This is a genomic window from Variovorax paradoxus, assembly GCF_022009635.1.
Lineage (GTDB): Bacteria > Pseudomonadota > Gammaproteobacteria > Burkholderiales > Burkholderiaceae_C > Variovorax.
Map to the genome: position 1 here is coordinate 6,842,156 of NZ_CP091716.1, position 23,417 is coordinate 6,865,572.

Annotated in this window: 26 protein-coding genes; 9 read left to right on the forward strand and 17 right to left on the reverse strand. The window is 69.6% G+C overall.

The annotated features are described in order from the left end of the window. Window positions 1-2: 2 nt before the first annotated feature. On the forward strand, window positions 3-1,175 hold the full coding sequence (gene tgt / locus L3V85_RS32120; RefSeq protein WP_237676627.1) for a tRNA guanosine(34) transglycosylase Tgt: 1,173 nt from the start codon (window positions 3-5) through the stop codon (window positions 1,173-1,175). 10 nt (window positions 1,176-1,185) lie between these two features. Here tgt and L3V85_RS32125 read toward each other — a convergent pair whose 3' ends face one another. Next, entirely contained in the window at window positions 1,186-1,563 is a 378-nt protein-coding gene (locus L3V85_RS32125; protein WP_237676628.1) for a hypothetical protein, read from the reverse strand. A 113-nt stretch (window positions 1,564-1,676) separates the two neighbouring features. Here L3V85_RS32125 and L3V85_RS32130 point away from each other — a divergent pair, with 113 nt between their 5' ends. Further along, entirely contained in the window at window positions 1,677-2,459 is a 783-nt protein-coding gene (locus L3V85_RS32130; RefSeq protein WP_237676629.1) for an SDR family NAD(P)-dependent oxidoreductase, read from the forward strand. Window positions 2,460-2,528: 69 nt separating this feature from the next. Here the strand turns inward: L3V85_RS32130 and L3V85_RS32135 are convergent, their stop codons facing one another. The 7 genes from L3V85_RS32135 to L3V85_RS32165 form a co-directional block, all read right to left on the reverse strand. After that, window positions 2,529-2,924: a DUF3597 domain-containing protein gene (locus L3V85_RS32135; RefSeq protein WP_237676630.1), complete on the reverse strand. Its 396-nt coding sequence runs from the start codon at window positions 2,922-2,924 to the stop codon at window positions 2,529-2,531. A gap of 107 nt (window positions 2,925-3,031) precedes the next feature. Next, on the reverse strand, window positions 3,032-4,069 hold the full coding sequence (locus L3V85_RS32140; protein ID WP_237676631.1) for a serine endopeptidase: 1,038 nt from the start codon (window positions 4,067-4,069) through the stop codon (window positions 3,032-3,034). Window positions 4,070-4,087: 18 nt separating this feature from the next. After that, complete coding sequence (locus L3V85_RS32145; protein WP_237676632.1) at window positions 4,088-4,891, reverse strand: DUF2145 domain-containing protein; 804 nt, start codon at window positions 4,889-4,891, stop codon at window positions 4,088-4,090. Further along, window positions 4,888-5,367, reverse strand: coding sequence for a hypothetical protein (locus tag L3V85_RS32150; RefSeq protein WP_237676633.1), 480 nt, complete (start codon window positions 5,365-5,367; stop codon window positions 4,888-4,890). Before L3V85_RS32150 ends, L3V85_RS32145 begins: the two co-directional genes overlap by 4 nt. Window positions 5,368-5,394: 27 nt before the next feature. Further along, window positions 5,395-5,910 (reverse strand): YiaA/YiaB family inner membrane protein, encoded by a 516-nt coding sequence (locus L3V85_RS32155; protein ID WP_237676634.1) that lies wholly within the window; start codon window positions 5,908-5,910, stop codon window positions 5,395-5,397. A gap of 116 nt (window positions 5,911-6,026) precedes the next feature. Then, a complete protein-coding gene (locus L3V85_RS32160; protein WP_237676635.1) occupies window positions 6,027-7,988 on the reverse strand; it encodes an MFS transporter in 1,962 nt (653 codons plus the stop codon). A gap of 13 nt (window positions 7,989-8,001) precedes the next feature. After that, a complete protein-coding gene (locus tag L3V85_RS32165; protein WP_237676636.1) occupies window positions 8,002-8,856 on the reverse strand; it encodes a hypothetical protein in 855 nt (284 codons plus the stop codon). A gap of 142 nt (window positions 8,857-8,998) precedes the next feature. Here L3V85_RS32165 and L3V85_RS32170 point away from each other — a divergent pair, with 142 nt between their 5' ends. Next, window positions 8,999-9,733: a helix-turn-helix domain-containing protein gene (locus tag L3V85_RS32170; RefSeq protein WP_081267402.1), complete on the forward strand. Its 735-nt coding sequence runs from the start codon at window positions 8,999-9,001 to the stop codon at window positions 9,731-9,733. 6 nt (window positions 9,734-9,739) lie between these two features. On the opposite strand, the gene pyrF is transcribed toward L3V85_RS32170, so the two are convergent. The 5 genes from pyrF to L3V85_RS32195 form a co-directional block, all read right to left on the reverse strand. Beyond that, the gene (gene pyrF / locus L3V85_RS32175; protein ID WP_237676637.1) at window positions 9,740-10,564 is read right to left on the reverse strand and encodes an orotidine-5'-phosphate decarboxylase; all 825 of its coding nucleotides are present in this window, start codon (window positions 10,562-10,564) and stop codon (window positions 9,740-9,742) included. A gap of 55 nt (window positions 10,565-10,619) precedes the next feature. Further along, entirely contained in the window at window positions 10,620-11,462 is an 843-nt protein-coding gene (locus L3V85_RS32180; protein ID WP_237676638.1) for a uracil-DNA glycosylase family protein, read from the reverse strand. Beyond that, the gene (rimI, locus tag L3V85_RS32185) at window positions 11,459-12,001 is read right to left on the reverse strand and encodes a ribosomal protein S18-alanine N-acetyltransferase (RefSeq protein ID WP_237676639.1); all 543 of its coding nucleotides are present in this window, start codon (window positions 11,999-12,001) and stop codon (window positions 11,459-11,461) included. Before rimI ends, L3V85_RS32180 begins: the two co-directional genes overlap by 4 nt. Further along, window positions 11,998-12,729, reverse strand: coding sequence for a tRNA (adenosine(37)-N6)-threonylcarbamoyltransferase complex dimerization subunit type 1 TsaB (gene tsaB, locus L3V85_RS32190; protein WP_237676640.1), 732 nt, complete (start codon window positions 12,727-12,729; stop codon window positions 11,998-12,000). Before tsaB ends, rimI begins: the two co-directional genes overlap by 4 nt. 111 nt (window positions 12,730-12,840) lie before the next feature. Beyond that, window positions 12,841-13,608 (reverse strand): DeoR/GlpR family DNA-binding transcription regulator, encoded by a 768-nt coding sequence (locus tag L3V85_RS32195; protein WP_237676641.1) that lies wholly within the window; start codon window positions 13,606-13,608, stop codon window positions 12,841-12,843. 80 nt (window positions 13,609-13,688) lie between these two features. Here L3V85_RS32195 and L3V85_RS32200 point away from each other — a divergent pair, with 80 nt between their 5' ends. The 4 genes from L3V85_RS32200 (at window position 13,689) to L3V85_RS32215 (ending at window position 18,129) form a co-directional block, all read left to right on the forward strand. Further along, window positions 13,689-14,282, forward strand: a complete 594-nt coding sequence (locus L3V85_RS32200; RefSeq protein ID WP_237676642.1) for a GDP-mannose pyrophosphatase — start codon at window positions 13,689-13,691, stop codon at window positions 14,280-14,282. A 39-nt stretch (window positions 14,283-14,321) separates the two neighbouring features. Further along, window positions 14,322-14,909 (forward strand): methylated-DNA--[protein]-cysteine S-methyltransferase, encoded by a 588-nt coding sequence (locus tag L3V85_RS32205; protein WP_237676643.1) that lies wholly within the window; start codon window positions 14,322-14,324, stop codon window positions 14,907-14,909. A gap of 37 nt (window positions 14,910-14,946) precedes the next feature. Beyond that, window positions 14,947-16,389 (forward strand): D-alanyl-D-alanine carboxypeptidase/D-alanyl-D-alanine endopeptidase, encoded by a 1,443-nt coding sequence (gene dacB, locus L3V85_RS32210; RefSeq protein WP_414080171.1) that lies wholly within the window; start codon window positions 14,947-14,949, stop codon window positions 16,387-16,389. Window positions 16,390-16,548: 159 nt separating this feature from the next. Next, on the forward strand, window positions 16,549-18,129 hold the full coding sequence (locus L3V85_RS32215) for an alpha/beta hydrolase family protein (RefSeq protein ID WP_237676644.1): 1,581 nt from the start codon (window positions 16,549-16,551) through the stop codon (window positions 18,127-18,129). Between the two features lie 12 nt (window positions 18,130-18,141). On the opposite strand, the gene L3V85_RS32220 is transcribed toward L3V85_RS32215, so the two are convergent. From L3V85_RS32220 to purE, 3 genes are read right to left on the reverse strand one after another with little or no spacing between them, the layout of a single operon-like run. Then, window positions 18,142-19,143 carry an L-threonylcarbamoyladenylate synthase gene (locus L3V85_RS32220; RefSeq protein WP_237676645.1) on the reverse strand — a complete coding sequence of 334 codons (1,002 nt, stop codon included), beginning with the start codon at window positions 19,141-19,143 and terminating at the stop codon, window positions 18,142-18,144. Next, entirely contained in the window at window positions 19,140-20,330 is a 1,191-nt protein-coding gene (locus tag L3V85_RS32225) for a 5-(carboxyamino)imidazole ribonucleotide synthase (RefSeq protein WP_237676646.1), read from the reverse strand. The genes L3V85_RS32220 and L3V85_RS32225 overlap by 4 nt, the downstream gene beginning before the upstream one ends. Further along, complete coding sequence (gene purE, locus L3V85_RS32230) at window positions 20,327-20,881, reverse strand: 5-(carboxyamino)imidazole ribonucleotide mutase (protein WP_237676647.1); 555 nt, start codon at window positions 20,879-20,881, stop codon at window positions 20,327-20,329. Before purE ends, L3V85_RS32225 begins: the two co-directional genes overlap by 4 nt. Window positions 20,882-20,917: 36 nt before the next feature. On the opposite strand from purE, the gene L3V85_RS32235 reads away from it, so the two are divergent. After that, a complete protein-coding gene (locus tag L3V85_RS32235) occupies window positions 20,918-21,838 on the forward strand; it encodes a tetratricopeptide repeat protein (RefSeq protein WP_237676648.1) in 921 nt (306 codons plus the stop codon). A gap of 135 nt (window positions 21,839-21,973) precedes the next feature. Beyond that, entirely contained in the window at window positions 21,974-22,429 is a 456-nt protein-coding gene (locus tag L3V85_RS32240; RefSeq protein ID WP_237676649.1) for an META domain-containing protein, read from the forward strand. On the opposite strand, the gene L3V85_RS32245 is transcribed toward L3V85_RS32240, so the two are convergent. Continuing rightward, window positions 22,430-23,335: a phosphoribosylaminoimidazolesuccinocarboxamide synthase gene (locus L3V85_RS32245; RefSeq protein WP_093242771.1), complete on the reverse strand. Its 906-nt coding sequence runs from the start codon at window positions 23,333-23,335 to the stop codon at window positions 22,430-22,432. Window positions 23,336-23,417 lie beyond the last annotated feature (82 nt).

A 23,417-nucleotide genomic window follows, 5' to 3' on the forward strand; every position in this document is an offset into this window, starting at 1 on the left:
TCATGCTGAACTTCGAACTCCTCAAGACCGACCCCGGCAGCCACGCGCGCCGCGCCACGCTCACGCTCAATCACGGCAAGGTGCAGACGCCGATCTTCATGCCCGTGGGCACCTACGGCACCGTCAAGGGCGTGATGCCGCGCAGCCTGGAGGAAATGGGCGCGCAGATCATCCTGGGCAACACCTTCCACCTGTGGATGCGCCCCGGCCTGGACGTGATGGCCAGCTTCGGCGGGCTGCATCAGTTCGAGAAGTGGGACAAGCCGATCCTTACCGACTCGGGCGGCTTCCAGGTGTGGTCGCTGGGCGCGATGCGCAAGATCAGCGAAGAGGGCGTGAAGTTCGCATCGCCCGTCAACGGCGACAAGCTGTTCCTCACGCCCGAGGTCTCGATGCAGATCCAGACCATCCTGAACAGCGACATCGTGATGCAGTTCGACGAGTGCACGCCCTACGACACCAAGGGCCACATCACGACCGAGGCCGAGGCACGCATCTCGATGGAACTGAGCCTGCGCTGGGCCAAGCGCTGCCAGGCGGAGTTCAACCGGCTGGAGAACCCGAACGCGCTCTTCGGCATCGTGCAGGGCGGCATGTTCGAGAACCTGCGCGAGGAATCGCTGGCCGCGCTGGTCGACATGGACTTTCCCGGCTACGCCATCGGCGGCGTGAGCGTGGGCGAGCCCAAGGAAGAGATGCTGCACATCATGGGCCACACGCCGCACCGGCTGCCGGCGAACAAGCCGCGCTACCTGATGGGCGTGGGCACGCCCGAAGACCTGGTGCAGGGCGTGGCCGACGGCGTGGACATGTTCGACTGCGTGATGCCCACGCGCAACGCGCGCAACGGCACGCTCTTCACCCGCTTCGGCGACCTGAAGATGCGCAACGCGCGCCACAAGAGCGACCCGCAGCCCATCGACCCGAGCTGCACCTGCCACGCCTGCGCCGGCACCTCGGGCGTGAGCTGGAACGACGGCGGGCGCGAAGGCTTCAGCCGCGCCTACCTGCATCACCTCGACCGCTGCGGCGAGATGCTCGGGCCGATGCTCACGACCATCCACAACCTGCACTACTACCTGAATCTGATGAACGAGATCCGCGAATCGCTCGATGCGGGCACGTTCACGGAATTTCGCGCGCGCTTCAAGGCCGAGCGCGCACGCGGCGTCTGAAGAGCGGCCGCTACTTCAGCGGCTGGATCGGCAGCGGCGTCGCATAGGGCTCGATGCGCAGCAGATCGTTCTTGAAGACGACGACCTGCTTGAGCGGCGCCTGCACCAGCGCGCCGCTCGCGTCCTTGTGCGAGGCGTACTGCCACAGCGTGAGCTGGCCCTTGGCCGCGAGCTGAGCGGCCAGCCGTTCCACGGCGGGACCGGAGCCGGTGCCGAGCACCGCGGCATCGGCACCCACGATCACCTCGTCGCGCGGCGAGACCACCTTGAAGAGCTGAACGCCGCCGGGGCCCGCCTGGGCGCGCACCGAACGCACCGCCAGCGCGGCGGGAACGAGCATCGCGAACGCAATGAGGGTGCGGCGGCGGGGCAGTGTCTTCGTCTTCATGGAAGCAAGCGTAGCCGCGCCCGGGCGCGCCGCCCATTCGCCGGAAGCCATACACCGGCCGGCCGCTATCCGCTACGCTTGCCGTTCGTCTCCAACGCCGTTGCCGCACTCCCATGACCGACGCATCACAACTTTCGCCCTACACCGCCCGCTACCCCTCGCTGGCCGGGCGCACCGTGTTCATCTCCGGCGGCGCCAGCGGCATCGGCGAATCGCTGGTGCGGTCCTTTCATGCGCAGGGCGCGAAGGTCGGCTTCTGCGATCTCGACACCGCCGCCGGCAGCGCGCTGGCGGCGCAGTTGCAGGGCGAGCATCCGGCGCTGTTCGTGCCCTGCGACGTGACCGACACGGCCGCGCTCGCCGCCGCCATCGACGCGGTGCGTCAGCGCTTCGGGCCGATCTCCGTGCTGCTGAACAACGCGGCCAACGACCGCCGCCATGAGATGGCCGACGTGACCAGCGACGACTTCGACCGCCTCGTGGCCGTCAACTTCAAGCACCAGTTCTTCGCCGCGCAGGCGGTGGCCGACGACATGCGCGCGCTGGGCGGCGGCTCGATCGTCAACTTCGGCTCCATCAGCTGGATGATCAAGGGCAAGGGCTACCCGGTGTACCAGGCCTGCAAGGCGGCGGCGCGCGGCCTCACGCGCTCGCTGGCGCGCGACCTGGGCAAGCAGAACATCCGCGTGAATTCGATCGTGCCGGGCTGGGTGATGACCGAGCGGCAGATCAAGCTGTGGGTCAAGCCCGAGTCGGGCGCGGAGATCGACGCGGCGCAATGCCTGCCAGGACGCGTGATGGCAGAGGACATCGCAGCGATGGCGCTCTTCCTGGCGGCTGACGACTCGCGCATGTGCACCGCGCAGGACTACGTGGTGGATGCCGGCTGGACCTGAAGCCTTTCGCCCTCTCCACAAAGCAGAAAGCCCGGCATGCCGGGCTTTCCTGTCTGCGCTGCGAGCGGATCAGTCGCGGAGTTCCGCCGGAACCGTGCCGCCGTTGGCGGCCAGCTTGGTCATGACCTGGCGGTGCAGCCAGATGTTCATCTTGGCGCTGTCGCTGGTGTCTTCGCCGTAGCTCAGTTCCGCGGCCAGTTGCTTGCGTGCCTCGAGGCTGCTGTCCAGGCCGAGCAGCTTCATGAGGTCGACGATGGAGGTGCGCCAGTTGAGGTTCTTCGAACCCGGCATGCCGTCGAGCACTGCCGCCACGTCGCCCAGCGGAATGGCGGGCGGAGGCGCCGCCACGGCGGGTGCGGGTGCATCGGCCGGTGCCGCGTCGACGGGGGCCGGTGCCGGCGCGGGGGCCTCGGCCGCCTTGGCGCCCGGGAAGATCTTGGAAAGGATGCTGCCGAAAATGCTCATGCTTTAGCTCCGTCTGGGGTTGGGAATCCGCCGTTGTAGCACGGCCTCGCTGCGCCCCCGCTACACCGTGTGTCGATCGGCGCGCGGGGCGTGACCGAATCCGCAGACTACGCCGCGGCCGCCGTGCCGCAGGCGTGGCAGAACCTGGAGAAGGCGCTCTTGCGCGTCTCGCACACGCCGCAGTGGTCGAACAGGCCGATGCCGCAGTGCGGGCAGAAGTCGATGGCATCGTTCTTCAGGTCCACCGGCCGCTCGCAGCCGGGGCACACGCCCTTGCCCAGGCGCGCGAGCGCGGTGTCGTAGCTGAGCTCTTCGCGCCGCACCTGGTCGGGCTGCTGCTCGGCGAGTTTCTGGCGCGCCAGGTAGCGGTTGAGCGCGACGATGGCGTAGCGCCCCACCAGCACCGTGAGCACGATGCCCACCACGTAGCGCACATAGCCGCCGTAGCTCGGCAGGTAGGGCACCAGCTCGACGAAGAAGGCGAACAGCGCGAAGAAGATGAAGCCCCACACGAAGGGCCAGTAGGTGCTCTTGCGCTTCTTCGCGAACAGCCAGCCGGCCACCACCAGCAGCGGCAGCGTGAGCGCCAGCCGGTAGAGGAACACGCGCAGTTCGATGCGGCGGTACTCGGCTTCCAGCTTCACCTGCGCGTCGCGCTCCAGCTCGGCGAGCGCGGTGCGCGCGCGTTGCTCGGCCTGGCGCGCGTCCAGCGTGATCTGCTGCTGCGCATTGACCTGGCGCTGCACCTGTTCTTCTTTCTGCTTGAATGCGTCGAGCGCCTTGGTGCGCGCGATGAGCTCGGTGTCCTGGTCGGGCTGCGCGGTGGCGCGGCGCGTGGCGAGCCAGTTGCCGAAGGTCTCGCGCGCATTGGCGTTGGCCTGCTGCGCGGCCTGCAGCTGCAGGCGTATCTGGTCGAGGTCGCGCGCGGCCTTCAGCTCGGTGGCTTCCGAGGCCGCGATGGTCGCGCGAAGCGGCTGCGCGGCGCGCAGGTCGATGAAGTCGTCGATGCCGCGCGCGCGTTCGACCTGCGGCAGGTCGCCCACGATGGTGCTGCCCAGCCCGATGAGGAAGCTGGCGAACACGAAGGCCACCAGCCAGAGGCCGCGGCGGAACCATTTTTCGGAAAGGCGAAGGGATTTGCTCATGTCGTTACCCGGTCCTTGTCATTGAAGCTTCAGCGTCACCGGCGCCGCGCCCAGCCCCGCGCGCGGCAGCCAGGCGAACACCGAATCGACGGTCACCGTCTCGATGCGGTCGCTGAAGCGCTTGTCGTTGGGGTGGTCGTCGAAGGCCACGTTGGCCGAGGTCACGCGCCCGCCCAGCCGGGTGAGCGGCCCTAGCTTCAGCGTGGTGGGCTCGTAGCCCTTGAACTGCATCCATGCCTGCGCCTGCGCGCGGTTGCCGATGGTGGCGGGCTCCATCGCGGCGGCCAGTGTCTCGACGGCCCACTGGTTCGACTGCTGGTACTTCTGGCCCCAGGCGTAGCTCACGATGCTGTAGGGCGCGATGTTCATGCGCACGATGCGCGCGGGCGGCTCGTCCAGCGCGGCCATCAGCTGCGCCTGCACGGCCGGCGTGGGCACGACCCAGGCGGCCTCGTAGCGCCACAGGTCGTCGAGAAAGAACTCGCCGAGCCCCTGCCGGTACACCGACGCCACCGCGGTGCCGCACTGGTTGAGCTTGTGCACCACGCGCCACGGGCCGGCGTCGGTCTTGTAGGCGATGCCCAGGTGCGAGTAGCGCAGGCCGTACTTGCTCAGGTCCTGCCCGGCGCGCGCCAGGATCACCACGCGCGCGCCGCTGGCGTCGAGCGCCTGCGAGGTGCGCTCGGCCAACTCCATGCCCTTGACGATCACCGCGGGCGTCGGCTTGACCTGCTCGCATGAACGGCCGGCCAGGGCCTGCATCGGCAGGGCCGCTGCCAGGGCAAGCCCGAGCGCGGCCCAAGGTATCGGCGCGCGCTTCACGAGAGCCTCTCGTTGTAGAGCAGCGCACGGCCGATGGCGTTGGGCACGAAGGCCAGCACCTCGCCGGCCGCCGACAGCACCACGCCCGAGCCGATCACGCTGACGGTGACGCCGGTGCCCACGGCAGCCGACACGCAGTTGGCGGCGCGCCCCGCCACCCTGATGCTGGCGCGCGCGCCGTCCGAGGCACGCTCCAGCACGTAGACCGTGCCGTCGGCCGAGGCTTCGACCGCGACCACGGTGAGCATGGAGCCGGCCACCGACAGCGCGGCGGGCAGCACCGCGGAGGCCTTGACCACTCCGCCGACAGAATCCGCCGAGGCACCGACAGCCGAGGCCGTGACGAGCACGGAGGCCACCGGCATCAGCGAGATGGCCGTCGATGCGTCGCTCTGCGCCTGTGCCTGGAAGGAGGCCGAGACGCCGGCAAGGGCGGTGCAGGCGGCGACGAGGACAGCGGCAATGGACTTCTTCATGATGGTCTTTCGTTGAACGGGCACGGGTTATTCGGCGGAAGCGGAGGTCGAAGAAGAGGCAGCGGCTTCGGCGCGGGCCAGGCGGCGGCCTTGCAGGCGGGCTTCGGCCATGTCGGCTTCGTGGCGGTCACGCAGGGTCTTGGCCAGGGTGAAGGCCGAGCTGATGAGGAACAGCCAGCTCACGCCCAGGAAGGCCTTGTAGGTGTCGTTGATCTCCATGCGCACGAGGCCCCAGCCCGTGAGAGCCATCGCGGTGAAGAAGCTGCCCCAGACGACCATGCGCCACATGGGCACGTCGCGGCCGGTGGACAGGCCGGCTGCCGCCTGCTCGCCGTCGCGGATGAACTTGGCCAGCATGAAGGCGGTGCTCAGGCAGAACACGTAGCCCATCACCATGAACGCCCGGTCCAGCGCCTGCCCCGGCAGCCAGCTCAAGCCGGTGGCGCACAGGAAGACGGCGATCGCGAACGAAGCCCAGGTCTGGAACTGCCAGGCCCGCGTGTCGCGCTGGATGGAAACGGTCGTGGATGAAAGGGGTTGCATGTGTGCCTCGCGGCGTAGTGAAGGTGAGCGAATGATGGTTCGCTCCCGCACCGCGGGGCTTGAATGCTTGCACCGGTGGCGGCTTGCAGCGCCACCGGTATCTCAGGGCGGTACTTTTAGGCGCCGAGCAGGCCGCTCACGCGCTGGCGCAGCGACTCCGGCTGCACCTCGGAAGGCGCCACGGCCGGGCCGACGTTCAGGCCCACGCGGCTGAAGAAACCGCGGCGGAAGGGCTTGGCCATGGCCACCTGTTCGCCGCCGCGCAGTTCTATGCGGCTGAAGTACGAGCCCCAGAGGTTGGTCAGCGCCATCGGGATGACCGGCGGCTCGATGCCTTCGGCGCGCGCGCTGTCGACGATCTTCATCACGCCGCCCTTGAAGGGCTGCAAGGTGCCGTCGCGTGTGATCGCGCCCTCGGGGAAGATGGCGAGCAGGTCGCCCTCGCGCAGCACGCCCAGCGCGCTGGCGAAGGCGGCTTCGTAGGCGGCCGGGTCTTCCTTCTGCGGCGCGATGGGAATGGCCTTGGCCAGCTTGAACAGCCAGCCCAGCACCGGCACCTTGAAGATGCGGTGGTCCATGATGAAGCGGATGGGGCGCGGGCTCGCGGCCATCAGCAGCACCGCGTCGATGAAGCTCACGTGGTTGCACACCAGCACGGCCGCGCCCTCGGTGGGAATGTGCTCGTCGCCCTTGATGTCGAAGCGGTAGACGAAGCGCGACAGCACCCAGGCCACGAAGCGCAGCATGTACTCCGGCACCAGCATGAAGATGTAGAACGCCACCACCGCGTTGGCGATGCCGGTGAACAGAAAGATCTGCGGAATGGTGAAGCCCGCGCCCAGCAGCGCGCCGGCGATGACCGAGCTGCCGATCATGAACAGCGCGTTGAGGATGTTGTTGGCCGCGATGATGCGCGCGCGGTGCGTGGGCTGGCTGCGCAGCTGGATCAGCGCGTACATCGGCACGCTGTACAGGCCCGCGAACAGCGACAGCAGCGCCAGGTCGGCCATCACGCGCCAGTGGGCGCCCTGGTGCACGAAGGTGCCGATGCCCATTTCGGCCGCCTTCGGCAGGCCGCGCGAAGCGAAGTACAGGTCGATCGCGAACACGCTCATGCCGATGGCGCCCAGCGGCACAAGGCCGATCTCCACCTGCCGGCGGCTGAGCGTCTCGCACAGCAGCGAGCCGACGCCGATGCCCACCGAGAACACCACCAGCAGCAGCGAGGCCACCTGCTCGTTGCCGTGCAGCACCTCCTTGGCGAAGCTCGGAAACTGGCTCAGGAACACCGCGCCGAAGAACCACATCCACGAAATGCCCAGCAGCGAGCGGAACACCACGATGTTCTCGCGCGCCAGCTTGAGGTTGCGCCAGGTCTCGCTGATCGGGTTCCAGTTGATGACCAGCCCGGGGTCGGTGGCCGGCGTGCGCGGAATGGCCTGCGCCACGCCGCGCCCCACCAGCGCGAGCAGCACGCAGGCCACCGCCACCGTGAGATGGCCGATCTGCGGCACCGCCACCAGCAGCCCGCCCGCCACCTGCCCCAGCAGGATGGCGACGAAGGTGCCCATCTCGACCATGCCGTTGCCGCCCGTGAGCTCGCGCGGATCGAGCACCTGCGGCAGGTAGGCGAACTTGACCGGCCCGAACAGGGTGGAGTGCAGGCCCATGAGGAACACGCAGCCCAGCAGCACCACGGCGTTGGTCGTGACGAAACCCCAGGCGGCGATCAGCATGATCGCGATCTCGAGGTTCTTGACGAAGCGGATCATCTTCGTCTTGTCGAACTTGTCGGTCAGCTGGCCAGAGGTGGCCGAGAACAGCAGGAACGGCAGGATGAACAGCGCGCCGATCACCAGGCCCGCCATGGCCGGCGGCATCCAGCTCAGCTGGAGCTGGTAGGTCACCATGACGGTGAAGGCGAACTTGAAGAGGTTGTCGTTCGCGGCGCCCGCGAACTGGGTCCAGAAGAAAGGCGCGAAGCGCCGCTGCTTGAGAAGGGCGAACTGGTTGGCGTGCGCGTTGGCCTCGTGGGGCGCGGACGTCGCGGGGGCTGCAGCAGCGGCGGGGGTGGTCATGCGAAGGATTTCCTCAGGCCGCTACGGCGGCTGCGCCCGGATTGTGCCGCAGCGCGGCTTGCCAGCGCATCTCGAGTTTGCGCAGCGCCAGCACCACTGGCAGTCCCGCGAGCGACGCCGTCAGGTGCTTGAGCGTGTGGCCCGAAACCATGTGCTGCGTGAACTCGAAGATCATGTGGTCGGCCATCTCGAAGGCCTTGGCCACCACGTAGAAGAAGACCACCCAGCCCAGCTTGAGGCCGACCGAATTGCGCATCGGCGTGGCCAGCGCCAGCGTCAGCACCAGCGCCATGCCGCCGAACTGCACCAGCGCCCAGGGCATGACGTTGCCCGACTCCTGGAACACCTCCGCCGCCAGCAGCCCGGCCGTGAGCACGAACCACGCGGCCGGCCAGCCGGCGCGCTGGCTCACCCGCTCGCACACCGCCACGCCGATCAGCCCCGCGAAGGCCACCGCCATGCCGGCGCGGTCGGCCGCGAGCCGGGGGCCGTCGGGCAGCAGGTGGTAGAAGGCCGAGCCGGCTGCCGTGGCGATCAGGCCGGCGAAGAAGAGCCAGGCGCAATCCAGCGTGTTGTCGGGCGGGTCGCTGGCCGGCGGCGCCAGCGGAAAGGCCGAGAGCGCCTGCTGGTGCGAACGGTCGATGCGGTTCAGCCGGTACAGGCCCCACAGGCCGACCACGACGAAGGGGATGTTGCTGAGCACGTCCATCGCGTTCGGCAGGCCGTGCCAGGCGCGGTCGTCGGCGAACACCGAGGCGATCGCGACGTCGGCCGCCGGCAGCGCCGGGCCGAAGACGGCGATCGCCGTGAGCAGGACCAGGGTGAAAAGCAGGCCGCGTTCGCGGCGGCTGAGGGAGGGCATGAGCATGGCGGGTCTCGGTGGGTGGGTGACGAGCCGCGGAATTTAGGCGCCGGACGCGCCCCAGGCATCGAGAATCGATACGAGGTACTAATTCACACCCGACGGTATCTCCATCCGATACTTCCCGGTGCCCGTGTACGCTCGAACGATGAGCACCACCGTCGACCTCGTACAAGCCCTCAAGAACGAACTCAAAAGTGCGCGCATGACCTACGCCGACCTGGCGCGGTCGCTCGACATGGCCGAATCCAGCGTCAAGCGGATGCTGGCCAAGAGCGACATGCCGCTGTCGCGCGTCGACGCCATCTGCCGCGCGCTGAAGATCGATTTCGCCGAACTGGCGCGCCGCGTGGCCGATGCCCAGCCGCTGCTGAAGGAACTGACGCACGAGCAGGAAAAGGCCGTGGTCAAGGACAAGAAGCTGCTGCTGGTGGCCATCAGCGTGCTGAGCCAGTGGACGCTGGAGCAGATCGTGGCGGCCTACCGTATCAGCGAGGCCGAGTGCATCGGCTGCCTGGCGCAGCTGGACCGCATCGGCATCATCGAGCTGCGGCCGCTGAACCGGTATCGCCTGAAGCTCGCCAAGACCTTCCGCTGGCGCCCGCACGGCCCGGTGATGGAGTTTTTCCGCGAGAACGTGGTGCTCGACTACTACCGCGGCGGCTTCGACGGCCCGGCCGAAGGCCTGCTGCTGGTGCACGGCTCGATCAGCCGCTCGCTGGCGCCGGCCTTCCTGGAACGCCTGCAGCGCGTGGCGCAGGACTTCGCGCAGCAGCACCAGACCGACCAGAAGCTGTCGGCCAAGGACCGCGAGGGCTACACCCTGCTGCTGGGCATGCGCAACTGGGAGTTCGAGCTCTTCACCCGCCTGCGCCGGAACTGACGGGGCTCAGGGCTTGGCGGCTTCCAGTGCGTCGCGCGTGGTGCGCGCCGCATTTTTGGCCGCTTCGGCGAAGTCCCCGCCCGACGAGGCATAGCAAATCGCCCGCGACGAGTTCACGATGATCGGCGCATCGGCGCGCCAGCCGGCGCGCACCGTGGCGACGACATCGCCGCCCTGGGCGCCGACGCCCGGAATCAGCAGCGGCACGGTCGGCGCGAGTTCGCGCACGCGCTCGATTTCCGCCGGGTAGGTCGCGCCCACCACCAGTCCTAGCTGGCCGTTGAGGTTCCACGGGCCCTGCGCCAGCCTGGCGACGTGCTCGTACAGGAAGGGCTGGCCCTCCACGTCCGCCAAGCGCTGGCCCTGCAGGTCGGAGCCGCCGGGGTTGCTGGTGCGGCACAGCAGGAAGGCGCCCTTGCCCTCGTGCTTGAGGTACGGCGCCACCGAGTCGAAGCCCATGAAGGGCGACAGCGTGACGGCGTCGGCGCCGTAGCGCTCGAAGGCTTCCAGCGCGTACTGCTCGGCGGTGGAGCCGATGTCGCCGCGCTTGGCGTCGAGGATCACGGGCACGTCGGGCGCGTTGCGGCGCATGTGCTCCATGAGCTGCTCGAGCTGGGCTTCGGCGCGGTGGGCCGCGAAATAGGCGATCTGGGGTTTGAAGGCGATGACCAGGTCGGCCGTCGCGTCGACGATGCGCGCGCAGAAATCGAAGATTCGGCTGGCGTCGCCCTTGAATTGCCCCGGGAATTTGGCTGGCTCGGGATCGAGCCCCACGCAGAGCAACGAACCGTTTTTTTGCTGTGCGGCGGCCAGCTTGTCGAGGAAAGTCATGGGCCGTGATTTTAGGCGGCCGCTTCCGCCCGCTCCCTGACCCCGATTTTCGGGCTCAGCCCGCTGCAGGCGTGTGCTGCTCGGCGGCCAGGCAGAGATCGGCCCAGGCGCGGGCCTTGTCGGCCGGGTTGCGCAGCAGGTAGGCCGGGTGATAGGTGGCGACGACCACCGCCGCGCCCTGCTCTCCGTTCACGGCCAGGGGCACCGCGCGACCGCGCAGCTTGCCCAGCGGATCGCCGCTTTGCATCAAGCTTTGCGCGGCCAGCGGGCCCATCGCCAGCACCACGCGGGGCGCGAGCGCCGCGGCGTGCTCGCCGAAGGATTCGGCTATCGGGCGCGGGCTGCCGGGCTGGCCGGCGGCCACGCCGCGGTGGGTGCGCATGAGGTGCACGGGCGTCTTGCCGTCGTGCAGCTTCAGGGCGCGCAGCATGTTGTCGAGCAGACGCCCGGCATCGCCCGCGAAGGGCTCGCCGTGACGGCCGTCGGCCTCGGGCGGCATGTCGGCGACGACCAGCCAGCCGCCTTGGGTAGCAGCCGCATCGCCTGCATCGGCATAGAGGCGGCAGGGCGCCTCGAGCAGCACGGCGGCGCCCATCGACGCCGGCGTTGCAGCGGGGCGTGCAACCGGCGCGGGTGCCGCCACGGGGCGGGGGGCCGGCGCGCGCTGCTGCGGCGGCGGTGGCGCGGAAACGGGCATTTCCGCCTCCATGCGCTCCTCGGCGGTCGGGATGTATTCGTCTTCGGGCGGCGCGGTTTCGGGCGCGGCCTGCACCGGCACCGGCACGGGTTCGGGCTCGGCTTGCACCACCTGGGGCACGGGCCACCAGACCTTCACGCCCATTTCGTCGAGCATCGCGCGCTGGCGCGCGTCGAGCTTCAATGTCTGCACCGCGTTCATCGCAAGGCTCCCCAGGCGGTGCCTGTTTCATTCAATCGCAGGCTCATGACGACAGCGTCCTCGCGCTTACCGTCATGGGCCGGGTAGTAGCCCTTGCGCACGCCCACGCTGCGGAAGCCCTGCCGCACGTAGATGTCGAGCGCGCGCTGGTTGCTCTGGCGCACTTCGAGCCACAGCCACTGCGCGCCCTCGCCGCGTGCCCAGCCGCCCAGCGCTTCGAGCATGAGCGGCGCCCAGCCCTGGCGCTGGAAGGCCGGGGCCACGGTGATGTTCAGCAGGTGTACCTCGTCGACGCCCTTCATGGCCACGAAGTAGCCGATGAGCGTTTCGCCCAGGGTGGTGACGGGCGAGGTGACGCCCTGCGCCACGCCTGGGGCCAGCAGGCACTGGCAGTGATAGCCCACGGCCATGGAATCGGTGAAGTTGGCGCGCGTCCAGGGGTGGCTGTAGGCCGTCTGCTCCACCGCGCAGACAGCGTCGATCCGCTCGATGGTGAGCGGTTCGAGGCGGGCTTCGACGGGCTGGAGGACGGCGCTCATGCGTGGCTGGAAGGGGCTGCTGCTGCTGCCGATGCGGCGGCCGCCTTGATGGCGGCGCGCTCTTCGGTGGTCTGCGCCACTTTATCGCGAACATAGAGCGGCCAGGCCTGTGCCGCCGGGACGGTGCGGCCGGCCGCGAGCAGCGCGGGCGCGAGCCGCAGCATGGCGGTGGCGGTGGGCAGGGCCTCGTGGCGGGCGGCGGCCGGCGCCAGGCGCGGGCCATAGGCGGCGAAGGCGTTGCCGGCCAGCGCGTAGCCGGCGGGTACTTCGAGGGCCTCGGGCGACAGCAGCAGGGGCTCGTCATCGCCACCCAAGCTTCCCAGGGGGCCGGCAGCGGAGAAGTCGTAGCGCGCGGCGTAGAGCTGGTCCATGCGGGCATCGAGCACCGCCACCACCTGCTGCGCGCCGAAGGCATGGCGCGCTTCCTCGGCCACGGCCAGCAGGGTGTCGACAGGCAGCAGCGGCACGTCGGCGCCGAAAGCCAGCCCCTGGGCCACCGAGCAGGCGGTGCGCAGGCCGGTGAACGAGCCGGGGCCGCGGCCGAAGACGATGGCGTCCAGCTCGGCCAGTGCGAGTCCGGCTTCGCCCAGCAGCTGCTGGATCAGCGGGAGCAAGGTGGTCGAGGCCTGCGCGCCGCCCACGCCGTTGTGGGCCAGCAGCCGCTCGCCGTGCAGCACCGCGACCGACAGGTGCTCGGTGCTCGTGTCGAAGGCCAGCAATCTAGACATTGGCGGGACACCCCGGGGCCGCGCCCGCGGCGGGCGGGCGGAGAAAGAAACGGGGCGAAAGAGGCATGCCCCGATTATCGAGGGGCCGCCAATCCCGGTCGCTACCCTGCGTTATCCCGCTTTGTCGCTCAGCAGAACGGCCAGCCCCGCCTGGCGCAGCGGCGCCAGCGCCCTGGCGGGAGCGTCCGGCGATACCAGCAGCGTGGTGGCCGAGGTCACCGGGTTGACCACCCAGGCCGAGGCTGCGCCCAGCTTTTCGGACGAGGCCAGCACCACCGTCTCGGCCGACGCGGCCATCAGCGCGCGCTTGATCTCGGCTTCCTCGACATCGCCGGTGGTCAGCCCGGCCTCGGCATGCACGCCGGTGACGCCCATGAAGTAGGTGTCGGCATGGATGCGCGAGATGGCCGCCATCGCCGCCGAGCCCACGGCCACGAGCGAGTGCTTGAACAGCCGCCCGCCGATCAGCACCACCTCGATGCCGGCATGCGACACCAGCTCCACCGCCACTGACGGGCTGTGCGTGACCACCGTGGCCTGCAGGTTGCGCGGCAGGTGGCGCGCGAGCTGCACGGCGGTGGTGCCGCCGTCGATGAACACCACCTGCCCCGGCTTCACCAGGCGCGCGGCGGCGCGGCCGATGGCGACCTTCTCGCCGGAGGCCAGCTGCTGGCGCCCCGCGAAATCGGCCTCGGCCGGCGCGAGCGGCAAGGCGCCGCCGTGCACGCGCTGCAGCAGGCCTTCGGCCGCCATCTCGCGCAGGTCGCGGCGCAGCGTGTCTTCCGACAGGCCGAGTTCTTCGCTGAGCGCCTTGGCGACGACATTGCCGTCGCGCCGCAGGACCGAAAGGATGTGTTGCTTGCGCTGGCTGGTGAGCATCGGGCGATGGTATCGGGCCTGCATGCTTTCTACACGAATTTTCTTGTTATTGCACGAACATGCACATATGCTTGCCGCCCATGACACTCCAAGACCGCGTCCGGGTGCACGAAGTCACCCTGCTTTCCGACAACTGGTACACCCTGCGCACCACCGCCTTCGACTGGCGGCGCAACGACGGCCAGTGGCAGCGCATGCACCGCGAGACCTACGACCGCGGCAACGGCGCCACGCTGCTGCCGTACAACCTCGCGCGGCGCACGGTGCTGCTGGTGCGCCAGTTCCGCTACCCGGCCTTCGTCAACGGGCATGACGACCTGCTGATCGAGGCCGCCGCCGGCCTGCTCGACAACGCGGCGCCAGAAGAGCGCATCCGCGCCGAGGTCGAGGAAGAACTCGGCTACAGGCTCGGCGAGGTGCGCAAGATCTTCGAGAGCTTCATGAGCCCCGGCTCGGTGACCGAGAAGCTGCATTTCTTCGTCGCGCCCTACGAGCCCTCGATGCGCGTCGGCGCGGGCGGCGGGCTGGCCGAGGAAGGCGAGGACATCGAGGTGCTGGAACTGGACATCGACGAGGCGCTGGCCATGGTGGCCGACGGCCGCATCGCCGACGCCAAGACGGTGATGCTGCTGTATCACGCGCGCCTGCACCTGTTTGCCGGGCCGGGCCTATGATTTCTTCGCCGATCGCCCAGGACGCCCAGGAGCCCTTTCATGCACGCTGCCGCCGCACCCAACAGCCACGCCGTCTTCAGCACCGTGGGCGGCTTTTGCGCCATCGCCTGGAACGGCACGGGCATCACGCGCTTCGTGCTGCAGTCGGAGAGCCCCGAGGCGGCCGACCGCAACATGCGCCGCCGCCTGCCGCTCGCGCGGCCCGGCACGCCCCCGCCGGAGGTGGCCGAGGCGATTGCCGCCGCACAACGCTACTTCGCGGGTGAGCCCACCGATTTCTCCGCCTTCACGCTCGACCTGCACGAGCAGGATGCCTTCTTCGCGCGGGTCTACGCCGCCGCCCGCAAGCTCGGCTGGGGCGACACCACCACCTACGGCACGCTCGCGAAGGAACTGGGCGAAGGCCCCGAGGCCGCGCGCGACGTCGGCCAGGCCATGGCCCGTAACCCGGTGTCGCTGATCATTCCCTGCCATCGCGTGCTGGCGGCCGGCGGCAAGCTGGGCGGCTTCTCGGCGCCGGGCGGCCCGGCCGTGAAGATCCACATGCTGCAGCTCGAAGGCGTGCACTTCGACGCGCAGCTCGCCCAGCAGGAGACCGCCGGCGCGCAGGCTTCCTTCGGCTTCTGAAGAAGCCCCGGCATACCCGCCTCGGGATAATGGGCGCATGCCCTTTGCCGCACGCACGTCCCCTCGCCTTTCCCCCCGCGCCGCCGGCGCATTGATCTCCCTCGCGATGCTGGCTCCGGCCGGCGCCCTCGCCCAGCAAGCCTTTCCCTCCCAGGTCGACGCCGCCCTCGCCCGCGCCAAGGTGCCGCGCGAAGCGGTGACGATGCTGGTGGCCGATGCCGACGGCTCCCGCCCGCCGCGCCTGGCCTGGCGCACGCAGGTGCCGGTGAACCCAGCGTCGATCATGAAGCTGGTGACCACCTATGCCGCGCTCGACCTGCTCGGGCCGGCCTACAACTGGACCACCCCGGTCTACACCGACGGCACCGTGAGCAACGGCGTGCTCAACGGCAACCTCTACATCAAGGGCCAGGGCGATCCCAAGCTGGTGCTGGAGCGCATGTGGCTGCTGCTGCGCCATGTGCAGGGGCTGGGCATCACCACGGTGAACGGCGACATCGTGATCGACCGCAGCGCCTTCGAGAACACGGTCGAGGGCGACCCGGCCGCCTTCGACGGCGAGCCGCTGCGCCCGTACAACGCCTCGCCCGACGCGCTGCTGGTCAATTTCAAGTCGGTCAACATGAGCTTCGCGCCCGACCGCGCCGGCCAGTTCGCCCGCGTGAACTACGAGCCTCCGCTGGCCAGCGTGGCGATGCCAGCCACGGTGCCGCTGGTGCCCGGCGAATGCGGCGACTGGCGCACCGCGCTGCGCGCCGACTTCGCCGACGTGAACCGCATCCGCTTCAACGGCGGCTTTCCCGCCGGCTGCGGCGAGAGGAGCTGGGCCGTGGCCTATGCCGACCCGCGCACCTACAGCCTGCGCGCCATCGGCGGCATGTGGGCCGAGATGGGCGGGCGCGTGGGCGGGCAGATGCGCGAGGGGCGCGTGCCGGCGGGGCTGAAGCCGGCCTTCGAGTTCGAGTCGCCGCCGCTGGCCGAGGTGGTGCGCGACATCAACAAATACAGCAACAACGTGATGGCGCAGCAGCTGTTCCTCACGATCGGGCTCACGCAGAAGAACCGCGGCACCTTCGAGGCCTCGCGCACCGCGCTGGGCCAGTGGTGGCGCGACCGCATCGGCACGGGCGAGGCGCCGCCGGTGTTCGAGAACGGCTCGGGCCTGTCGCGCGACGAGCGCATCAGCGCGGCGGCGCTCGGCAAGATGCTGCAGGTGGCGTGGCGCTCGCCGGTGATGCCGGAGCTGGTCTCCTCGCTGCCGGCCATGGGCGTGGACGGCACGCTGAAGAAGCGCACGCTGCGCTCGGGCGGCTCCGCCCACCTGAAGACCGGCACGCTGCGCGACGCCTCGGGTGTGGCCGGCTTCGTGGACGGCGCGAGCGGCCGGCGCTACGTGCTGGTGGCCATCGCCAACGCCGAGAACGCGGTGGCCGCGCGCGCCGCGTTCGACGCGCTGGTCGACTGGGCCTCGCAGGACTGACCCCCGCCCGGGGCGCTACAGCGTTGTACTGAAAAAATCTACCGGGGTGCGCCGTCTTGCGCGCAGCCCCAGCCCCTGCGCAAAATCGCTGCGGGTCATGCGAACGACCGTTCGTTTCGATCCTCCGGCACGACAGCATCAACGCAGGAGACATTCCCGATGAAAAGACCGCTGCACATTCCCGCATCGGCGTTCGCACTTGCGGGCGCCGCATTGTTGTTGACCGCCTGTGGCGGTGGTGGAGACGGCGGAGGGATCGGCTTCGGCGGGCTGCTGCCCGGCGGCGGCGGCGGCGACACCGGACGCGGCTCGGTGGTGTCCGGGCCGCCCACGCAGACGGCCAACCTGACCGCCACCCAGCTCAATGCCAGCTTGCAGGCCAGCGACCAGGGCAAGGCGCTGCTGCAGGTGGCCGGCGCGCCCAAGTGCGGCATCGACCTGCGCTACATGGAATACCGCACCATCGGCGGCAAGAACGAAGCCACCAACGCCACCGCCGCGATCATGGTGCCCACGGGCAGCGACGTGGCCTGCAGCGGCGCGCGGCCGGTGGTGCTCTATGCCCACGGCACCACGCCGGCGCGCAACTACAACCTGGCGAAGTGGACCGACACCACCCAGCCGGCGTCCGGCGAAGGCATGCTGGTGGCAGCCATGTTCGCGGCGCAGGGCTTCATCGTGGTGGCGCCCAACTACGCGGGCTACGACAAGTCGACCCTGCCCTACCACCCCTATCTGAACGGCGACCAGCAGGGCAAGGACATGGTCGATGCGCTCACCGCGGCGCGCAAGACCTTCGGCGACATCGGCGCCACGGACGCGGGTTCGCTCTTCATCACCGGCTACTCGCAGGGCGGCTATGTCGCGATGGCGGCGCACCGCGAGATGCAGGCCACCGGCAAGTCGGTGACGGCTGCGGCGCCGCTGTCGGCGCCCTCGGCCATCAGCCTCTTGACCGACTACACCTTCGAAGGCTGGCCGGCGCTGGGCGCCACCATCTTCGTGCCGCTGCTGACGACCAGCTGGCAACAGCAGTTCGGCAACGTCTACAACGCCACCACCGACATCTACGAGAACCAGTACGCCAACGGCATCGACACCCTGCTGCCGAGCCTGACGCCCATCACCACGCTGTTCTCGAACGGCAAGCTGCCGCAGCTCGCGCTGTTCCCGGCCGATGCGGTGCCGGGACCGCTGAATTCGCAGCTGTCGATCTTCTACGGCGCCAACAACCTGATCCGCCAGAGCTATCTGACGCAGGCGGCGAGCGACATCACGTCGAACCCCTGCACCGGCAATGCGCTGCCGACCACGGCGGCCTCGGTGGGCACGGCCACGCCGCTGGACTGCAAGCCGACCACGGGCTTCAGGCGGGCGGCGGTGGCGAACGACCTGCGCAACTGGGTGCCGGCCAAGCCGGTGCTGATGTGCGGCGGCGCCAACGACCCGACGGTGAACTTCGCCAGCACCCGCGCCACGGCCGGCTACTTCCGCGCCAAGGGCATGCCCGCCGCCGCGCTGACGGTGGTTGACCTGGAAGATTCGGGCGCGACCGACGCCTACTCGGCGGCCCGCGCCGGCTTCGCTCAGGCCAAGAGCCTGCTGGCGCAGAACACGCCGGGCAGCGCGACCGACAAGGCCACGGCCGTGACCCAGGCCTACCACGGCACGCTGGCGCCACCGTTCTGCCTGGCTTCGGCGCGCGGTTTCTTCCAGGGCGTGCTGGCCGCCGGAAGCTGACCGGACGGGGGATCAGGCGGCCGCTGCGCGCTGGAGGCGGTCTTTCACGCCTTCCCACTCGGGGGTGTCAGGCGGTGTCTCGACCCAGATGAGCTTGACGCCTTCCGTGTCGAACGCGCGCAGCACCGCGAACAGCTGCTGCGCGCTGGTCGCCGCGTCGTCGGGCATGCGCCGCAGCAGCACGCGCTGCGAACGGCTGCGCACTACCGAGCGCGACCACACGGCGATGTGCGCGGCATTGGCGCCCAGCACGTCGAGCCCGGTCTGGATGGCCTTGGCGTCCATCAGGCGCACCTTGGCGTCGGGCGCGTAGTGCGCTTCCAACGTGCCCGAGGCGCGCGGGTCGGGTGTTTCGAGCACTTCGCGGTCGGCGAGCTTCTCGCCGCAGGCGGCTTCGATCTGCGCACGCGTGATGAGGCCCGGGCGCAGCAGCACGGGCGCGCCGCGGCTGCAGTCGACGATGGTCGATTCGATGCCGACTTCGCAGGCCCCGCCGTCGACCACCGGCAGCGCGTCGCCGAACTCGTCGTACACATGCTGCGCCGTGGTCGGGCTGACGCGGCCGAAGCGGTTGGCGCTCGGGCCCGCGAGCCCCGGCACGCCCTGCTCGGCGCAGGCCAGCAGCAGTGCCTGCGCCACCGGATGCGAGGGGCAGCGCAGGCCGATGGTGTCCTGTCCCCCGGCGGCGGCCGCGCCCACGCCGGGCTGGCGCGTGACGATCAGCGTGAGCGGGCCGGGCCAGAAGGCCTGCACCAGCTTCTGCGCGAAAGGCGGCAGCGGCTGGGCGAAGCGCGACAGCGACTCGGCGCCCTTGGTGCCGGCCGCCACGTGGACGATCAGCGGATGGTCGGCGGGCCGCCCCTTGGCCTTGAAGATGCCGGCCACGGCGGTGTCGCAGCTCGCGTCGGCGCCCAGGCCGTAGACGGTCTCGGTCGGGAAGGCGACGAGGCCCCCCGCGCGCAGCACGCGCACGGCCTCGGCGATGGCGTCGGGGGAGCGGCCGTCGAGGATCATGCGAGGTCGGTGGTGGTCACCGCCGGCAGGCCCAGCAGCAACGCCGCCTGCGAGGCGGTGGCGCGCACCGCTTCGAGCGTGGCGCCGGTCAGGGTCAGGTGGCCCATCTTGCGGCCGCGGCGCGGTTCCATCTTGCCGTAGAGGTGCAGGTGCACGCCCGGCAGCGCGAGCACTTCGCCCCAACGGGGAGAAGCCGGCTTGTCGGCGCCGGCCGGGAACCACAGGTCGCCCAGCAGGTTGAGCATGATGGCCGGGCTGTGCTGGCGCGGCGCGGCCAGCGGCAGGCCGGCGAGCGTGCGCACCTGCAGCTCGAACTGCGACACGTCGCAGGCTTCCATCGTGTAGTGGCCGCTGTTGTGCGGGCGCGGCGCCATTTCGTTCACCACCAGCGAGCCGTCGGCCAACGCGAAGAACTCGACGCACAGCACGCCCACGTAGCCCAGGCCGTTGGCGATGCTCTTGGCCGAATTGACGGCGCCCTGCGCCACCGTCTTGGGCATGTTCTGCGGATGCACCTCGGTGACGGCGAGGATGCCGTCGCGGTGCAGGTTGCGCTGCGGCGGAAAGTGCACGACCTGCCCGTCGCGGCCGCGGGCGAGGATCACCGAGCACTCGAATTCGAGCGGCAGCATCTTCTCGAGCACGCAGGGCACGCAGCCGGTGGCCTGCCAGGCGTCGACCAGTTCGGCGCGTGTCTTCACGCGCTGCTGGCCCTTGCCGTCGTAGCCCAGGCGCGCGGTCTTCAGGATGCCGGGCAGCAGGTTGTCGTCGACAGCGGCCAGCTGGGCCGCCGTCTCGATGACCGCGTAGGGCGCGCAGGGCACGCCGCAGCGGGTGAAGTGAGCCTTTTCGGCAATCCGGTCCTGCGCGATGGCGATGGCCGGGGCGCCGGGCGACACCGGCCGCGCCACGGCCAGGTGTTCCAGCGACGGCGCGGGCACGTTCTCGAATTCGGTCGTCACCGCGTCGGCCAGGCCGGCCAGGCGGGCGAGGCCGTCGACATCGTCGTAGTCGGTGTGGATGTGATGGTGGCTCACGCGGCCGGCGGGGCTGTCGGTGTCGGGGTCGAGCACCGCCGTGAAGTAGCCCATGCGCTGGGCGGCGTGGGCGAACATGCGCCCCAGCTGCCCGCCGCCGAGCACGCCGAGCGTGGCGCCCGGAAGAATGGGCAGGTCGCCGTTGCTCACAGGGCACCTCCGCCTTGCGGCGAGAAGGGGGACACGGGGGGCGCAGCCTCGCTCGCGGGAGCCGGCGGCAGGGTCATGGCTTCGGCGGCTGCCGTCTGGGCCGTGCGGAAGGCGTCGAGCTTCGCGCGAAGCGCGGGATTGTTCACCGCCAGCATCGACACCGCGAACAGCGCCGCGTTGGCCGCGCCCGCATTGCCGATGGCAAAGGTGGCGACCGGCACGCCCTTGGGCATCTGCACGATGCTGTAGAGCGAATCGACGCCCTGCAGATGGCGGCTGGCCACCGGCACGCCGAGCACCGGCACCGTGGTTTTCGACGCCAGCATGCCCGGCAGATGGGCCGCGCCGCCCGCGCCGGCGATGATCGCGGAGAGCCCGCGCCCGGCGGCGCTTTCGGCGTACGCGAAGAGCGCATCGGGCATGCGGTGGGCCGAGACCACCTTTGCTTCGTGGCTGATTCCGAATTGCTGGAGAATCTCGACCGCGTTGCGCATCGTCTCCCAATCGGAGCTCGAGCCCATCACTACACCGACCTGAATGGTTTCGTTCATGGTTTCAATTTTACGTTTCACCCTCAGCTGGTTCCGATGATCGACATCACTCTCGAAAATTTCCAGGCCGAACTGATCGAAGGCTCGGTCGCCGCGCCGGTGCTGCTGGACATCTGGGCCGAATGGTGCGGCCCCTGCAAACAGCTCGGCCCGGTACTCGAAAAGCTCGAGGTCGAGTACGCCGGCCGCTTCACGCTGGCCAAGCTCGACGCCGACAAGGTGCCGCAAATCTCCTCCCAGCTGTCCGAGATGTTCGGCGTGCGCAGCATCCCGTTCTGCGTGATGTTCAAGGACGGCCAGCCGGTCGACGGCTTCGTCGGCGCCATCCCGGCCGAGAAGATCCGCGAGTTCCTCGACAAGCACGTGCCAGGCGCCGACGAGGCCGAAGCCGCATCGGAAGAAGCCGCGGCGCAGGAAGCGCTGGCCGGCGGCGACACCCAGGGCGCGCTCGAGAAGCTGCAGCACGCCGTGGCCACCGACCCCGCCAACGACGACGCCCGCTTCGACTACATCAAACTGCTGCTGCAGGAAGGCCGCCACGACGACGCCAAGGTCGCTTTCGCCCCGGTGATCGCCAAGACCACGCTGGTGCGCCGCTTCGACGCGCTGCAGCGCTGGATGGACGCTATCGATTTCGCAGCACCGCCCACCGGCGCCGCGCCGGCCATTGCCGACTTCGACGCGAAGATCGCCGCCAGCAAGCGCGACTTCGACGCCCGCTTCGGCCGCGCGCGCCTGCTGATGGCCGCGCAGCGCTGGACCGACGCCATGGACGAGCTGCTCGACATCCTGATGCGCGACAAGAGCTGGAGCGAAGACCTGGCGCGCAAGACCTACATCGCGATCCTCGACCTGATCGAGCCGCCCAAGGTCAAGGTGGCCGACGGCCAGATTCCGCCGGACGATCCGGTGGTCGCCACCTACCGCCGCCGCCTGAGCAGCGTCGTGCTGAGCTGATCCCCCAAAGCGACCTCCGGGTCGCTTTTTTCATGGCCCGCCGGCGGGCGGGGACGGCATTGGCGCGGCCAGCGCCGTCGCATACGATCACGCCCGATTCAACTTGTTGCAGATTTGAAAAGGAAAAGACCGGCCATGCGCTCATTCGCCCGCATCACCCGCCGCATTGCGCTGCCCGTCCTCGCGGCGGCGGCACTGTCGACCACCCTGGCAGGCTGCGGGAGCGGCATCAGCCTGGACGAACCGATCGAAGGGCCCGCGTGGCGCCTGGTGCAGCTGGGCGACGAGCCCATCGCGCCCAACAGCGGCGCGCAGGTTCAGTTCGACCGCAGCAGCGGCCGGGTCAGCGGATCGGGCGGCTGCAACCGCCTCTCGGGCACGTACACGCGCGCGGGCATCTCGCTGAAGATCGGCCAGCTGGCCTCGACCCGGATGGCCTGCCTCGACCCGACGCGCGGCGCCAACGAGGCACAGTTCATTTCGGCATTGCAGAACACCGCGAGCTACAGCCTCGCGGGGCCGGGCCGGCTGGCGCTGCTGGACGCCGGCGGCCGGACCGTCGCGACCTTCAGCTCGGCCGGAGCCCGCTGATCAGCCGGTGAGGCGCTCGAGCGCCTCGCGGTACTTGGCGGCGGTCTTCTCGATGACCTCGGCCGGCAGGCGCGGCGCCGGCGGCGTCTTGTCCCAGGGCTTGCCGTTGATCTTGGTGGCTTCGAGCCAGTCGCGCACGAACTGCTTGTCGTAGCTCGGCGGGTTGGCGCCGGCCGCCAGCGCGGCCTGGTAGCCCTCCACCGGCCAGTAGCGCGAGCTGTCGGGCGTGAGCACTTCGTCCATCAGCACCAGCGTGCCCGCTTCGTCCAGGCCGAATTCGAACTTGGTGTCGGCAATGATCATTCCCTTGGCCAGGGCGATCTGCGCGGCGGTTTCGTAGATGGCGATGCTGGTCTCGCGGATCTGCTGGGCCAGCTTGGGGCCGACGATTTCCACCACGCGCTCGTAGCTGATGTTCTCGTCGTGCTCGCCGGCCGCGGCCTTGGCGGCGGGCGTGAAGATCGGGCGCGGCAGCTTGCTGGCGTTGGTCAGGCCCTCGGGCAGCGGCACGCCGCAGACCGAGCGCGATTCCTGGTATTCCTTCCAGCCGCTGCCGGCCAGGTAGCCGCGCACCACGGCCTCGACCGGGATCGGCTTCAGCCGCTTGACCAGCATCGAGCGGCCGGTGACCTGCGGCACTTCGTCGGCCGTGACCACGCTCTCGGGCGCGTCGCCGGTCAGGTGGTTGGGGCACAGCTGGCCGAGCCGCTCGAACCACCACAGCGCCATCTGCGTGAGGATCTCGCCCTTGCCGGGGATGGGCTCGCCCATGATCACGTCGAAGGCGCTCAGCCGGTCGCTCGCGACCATCAGGATGCGGTCTTCACCGACGGCGTAGTTGTCGCGCACCTTGCCGCGCGCAAGCAGGGGCAGGCTCTGGATGGAGGAGGTGTGGACGGTGGTCATGGGCAATTGCGGTGGGGAAACGACGGAAACTGAAAGACGGTGAAAGCGGATTGTGCGCGCAGAAAAAAGCCACCGCGAACGG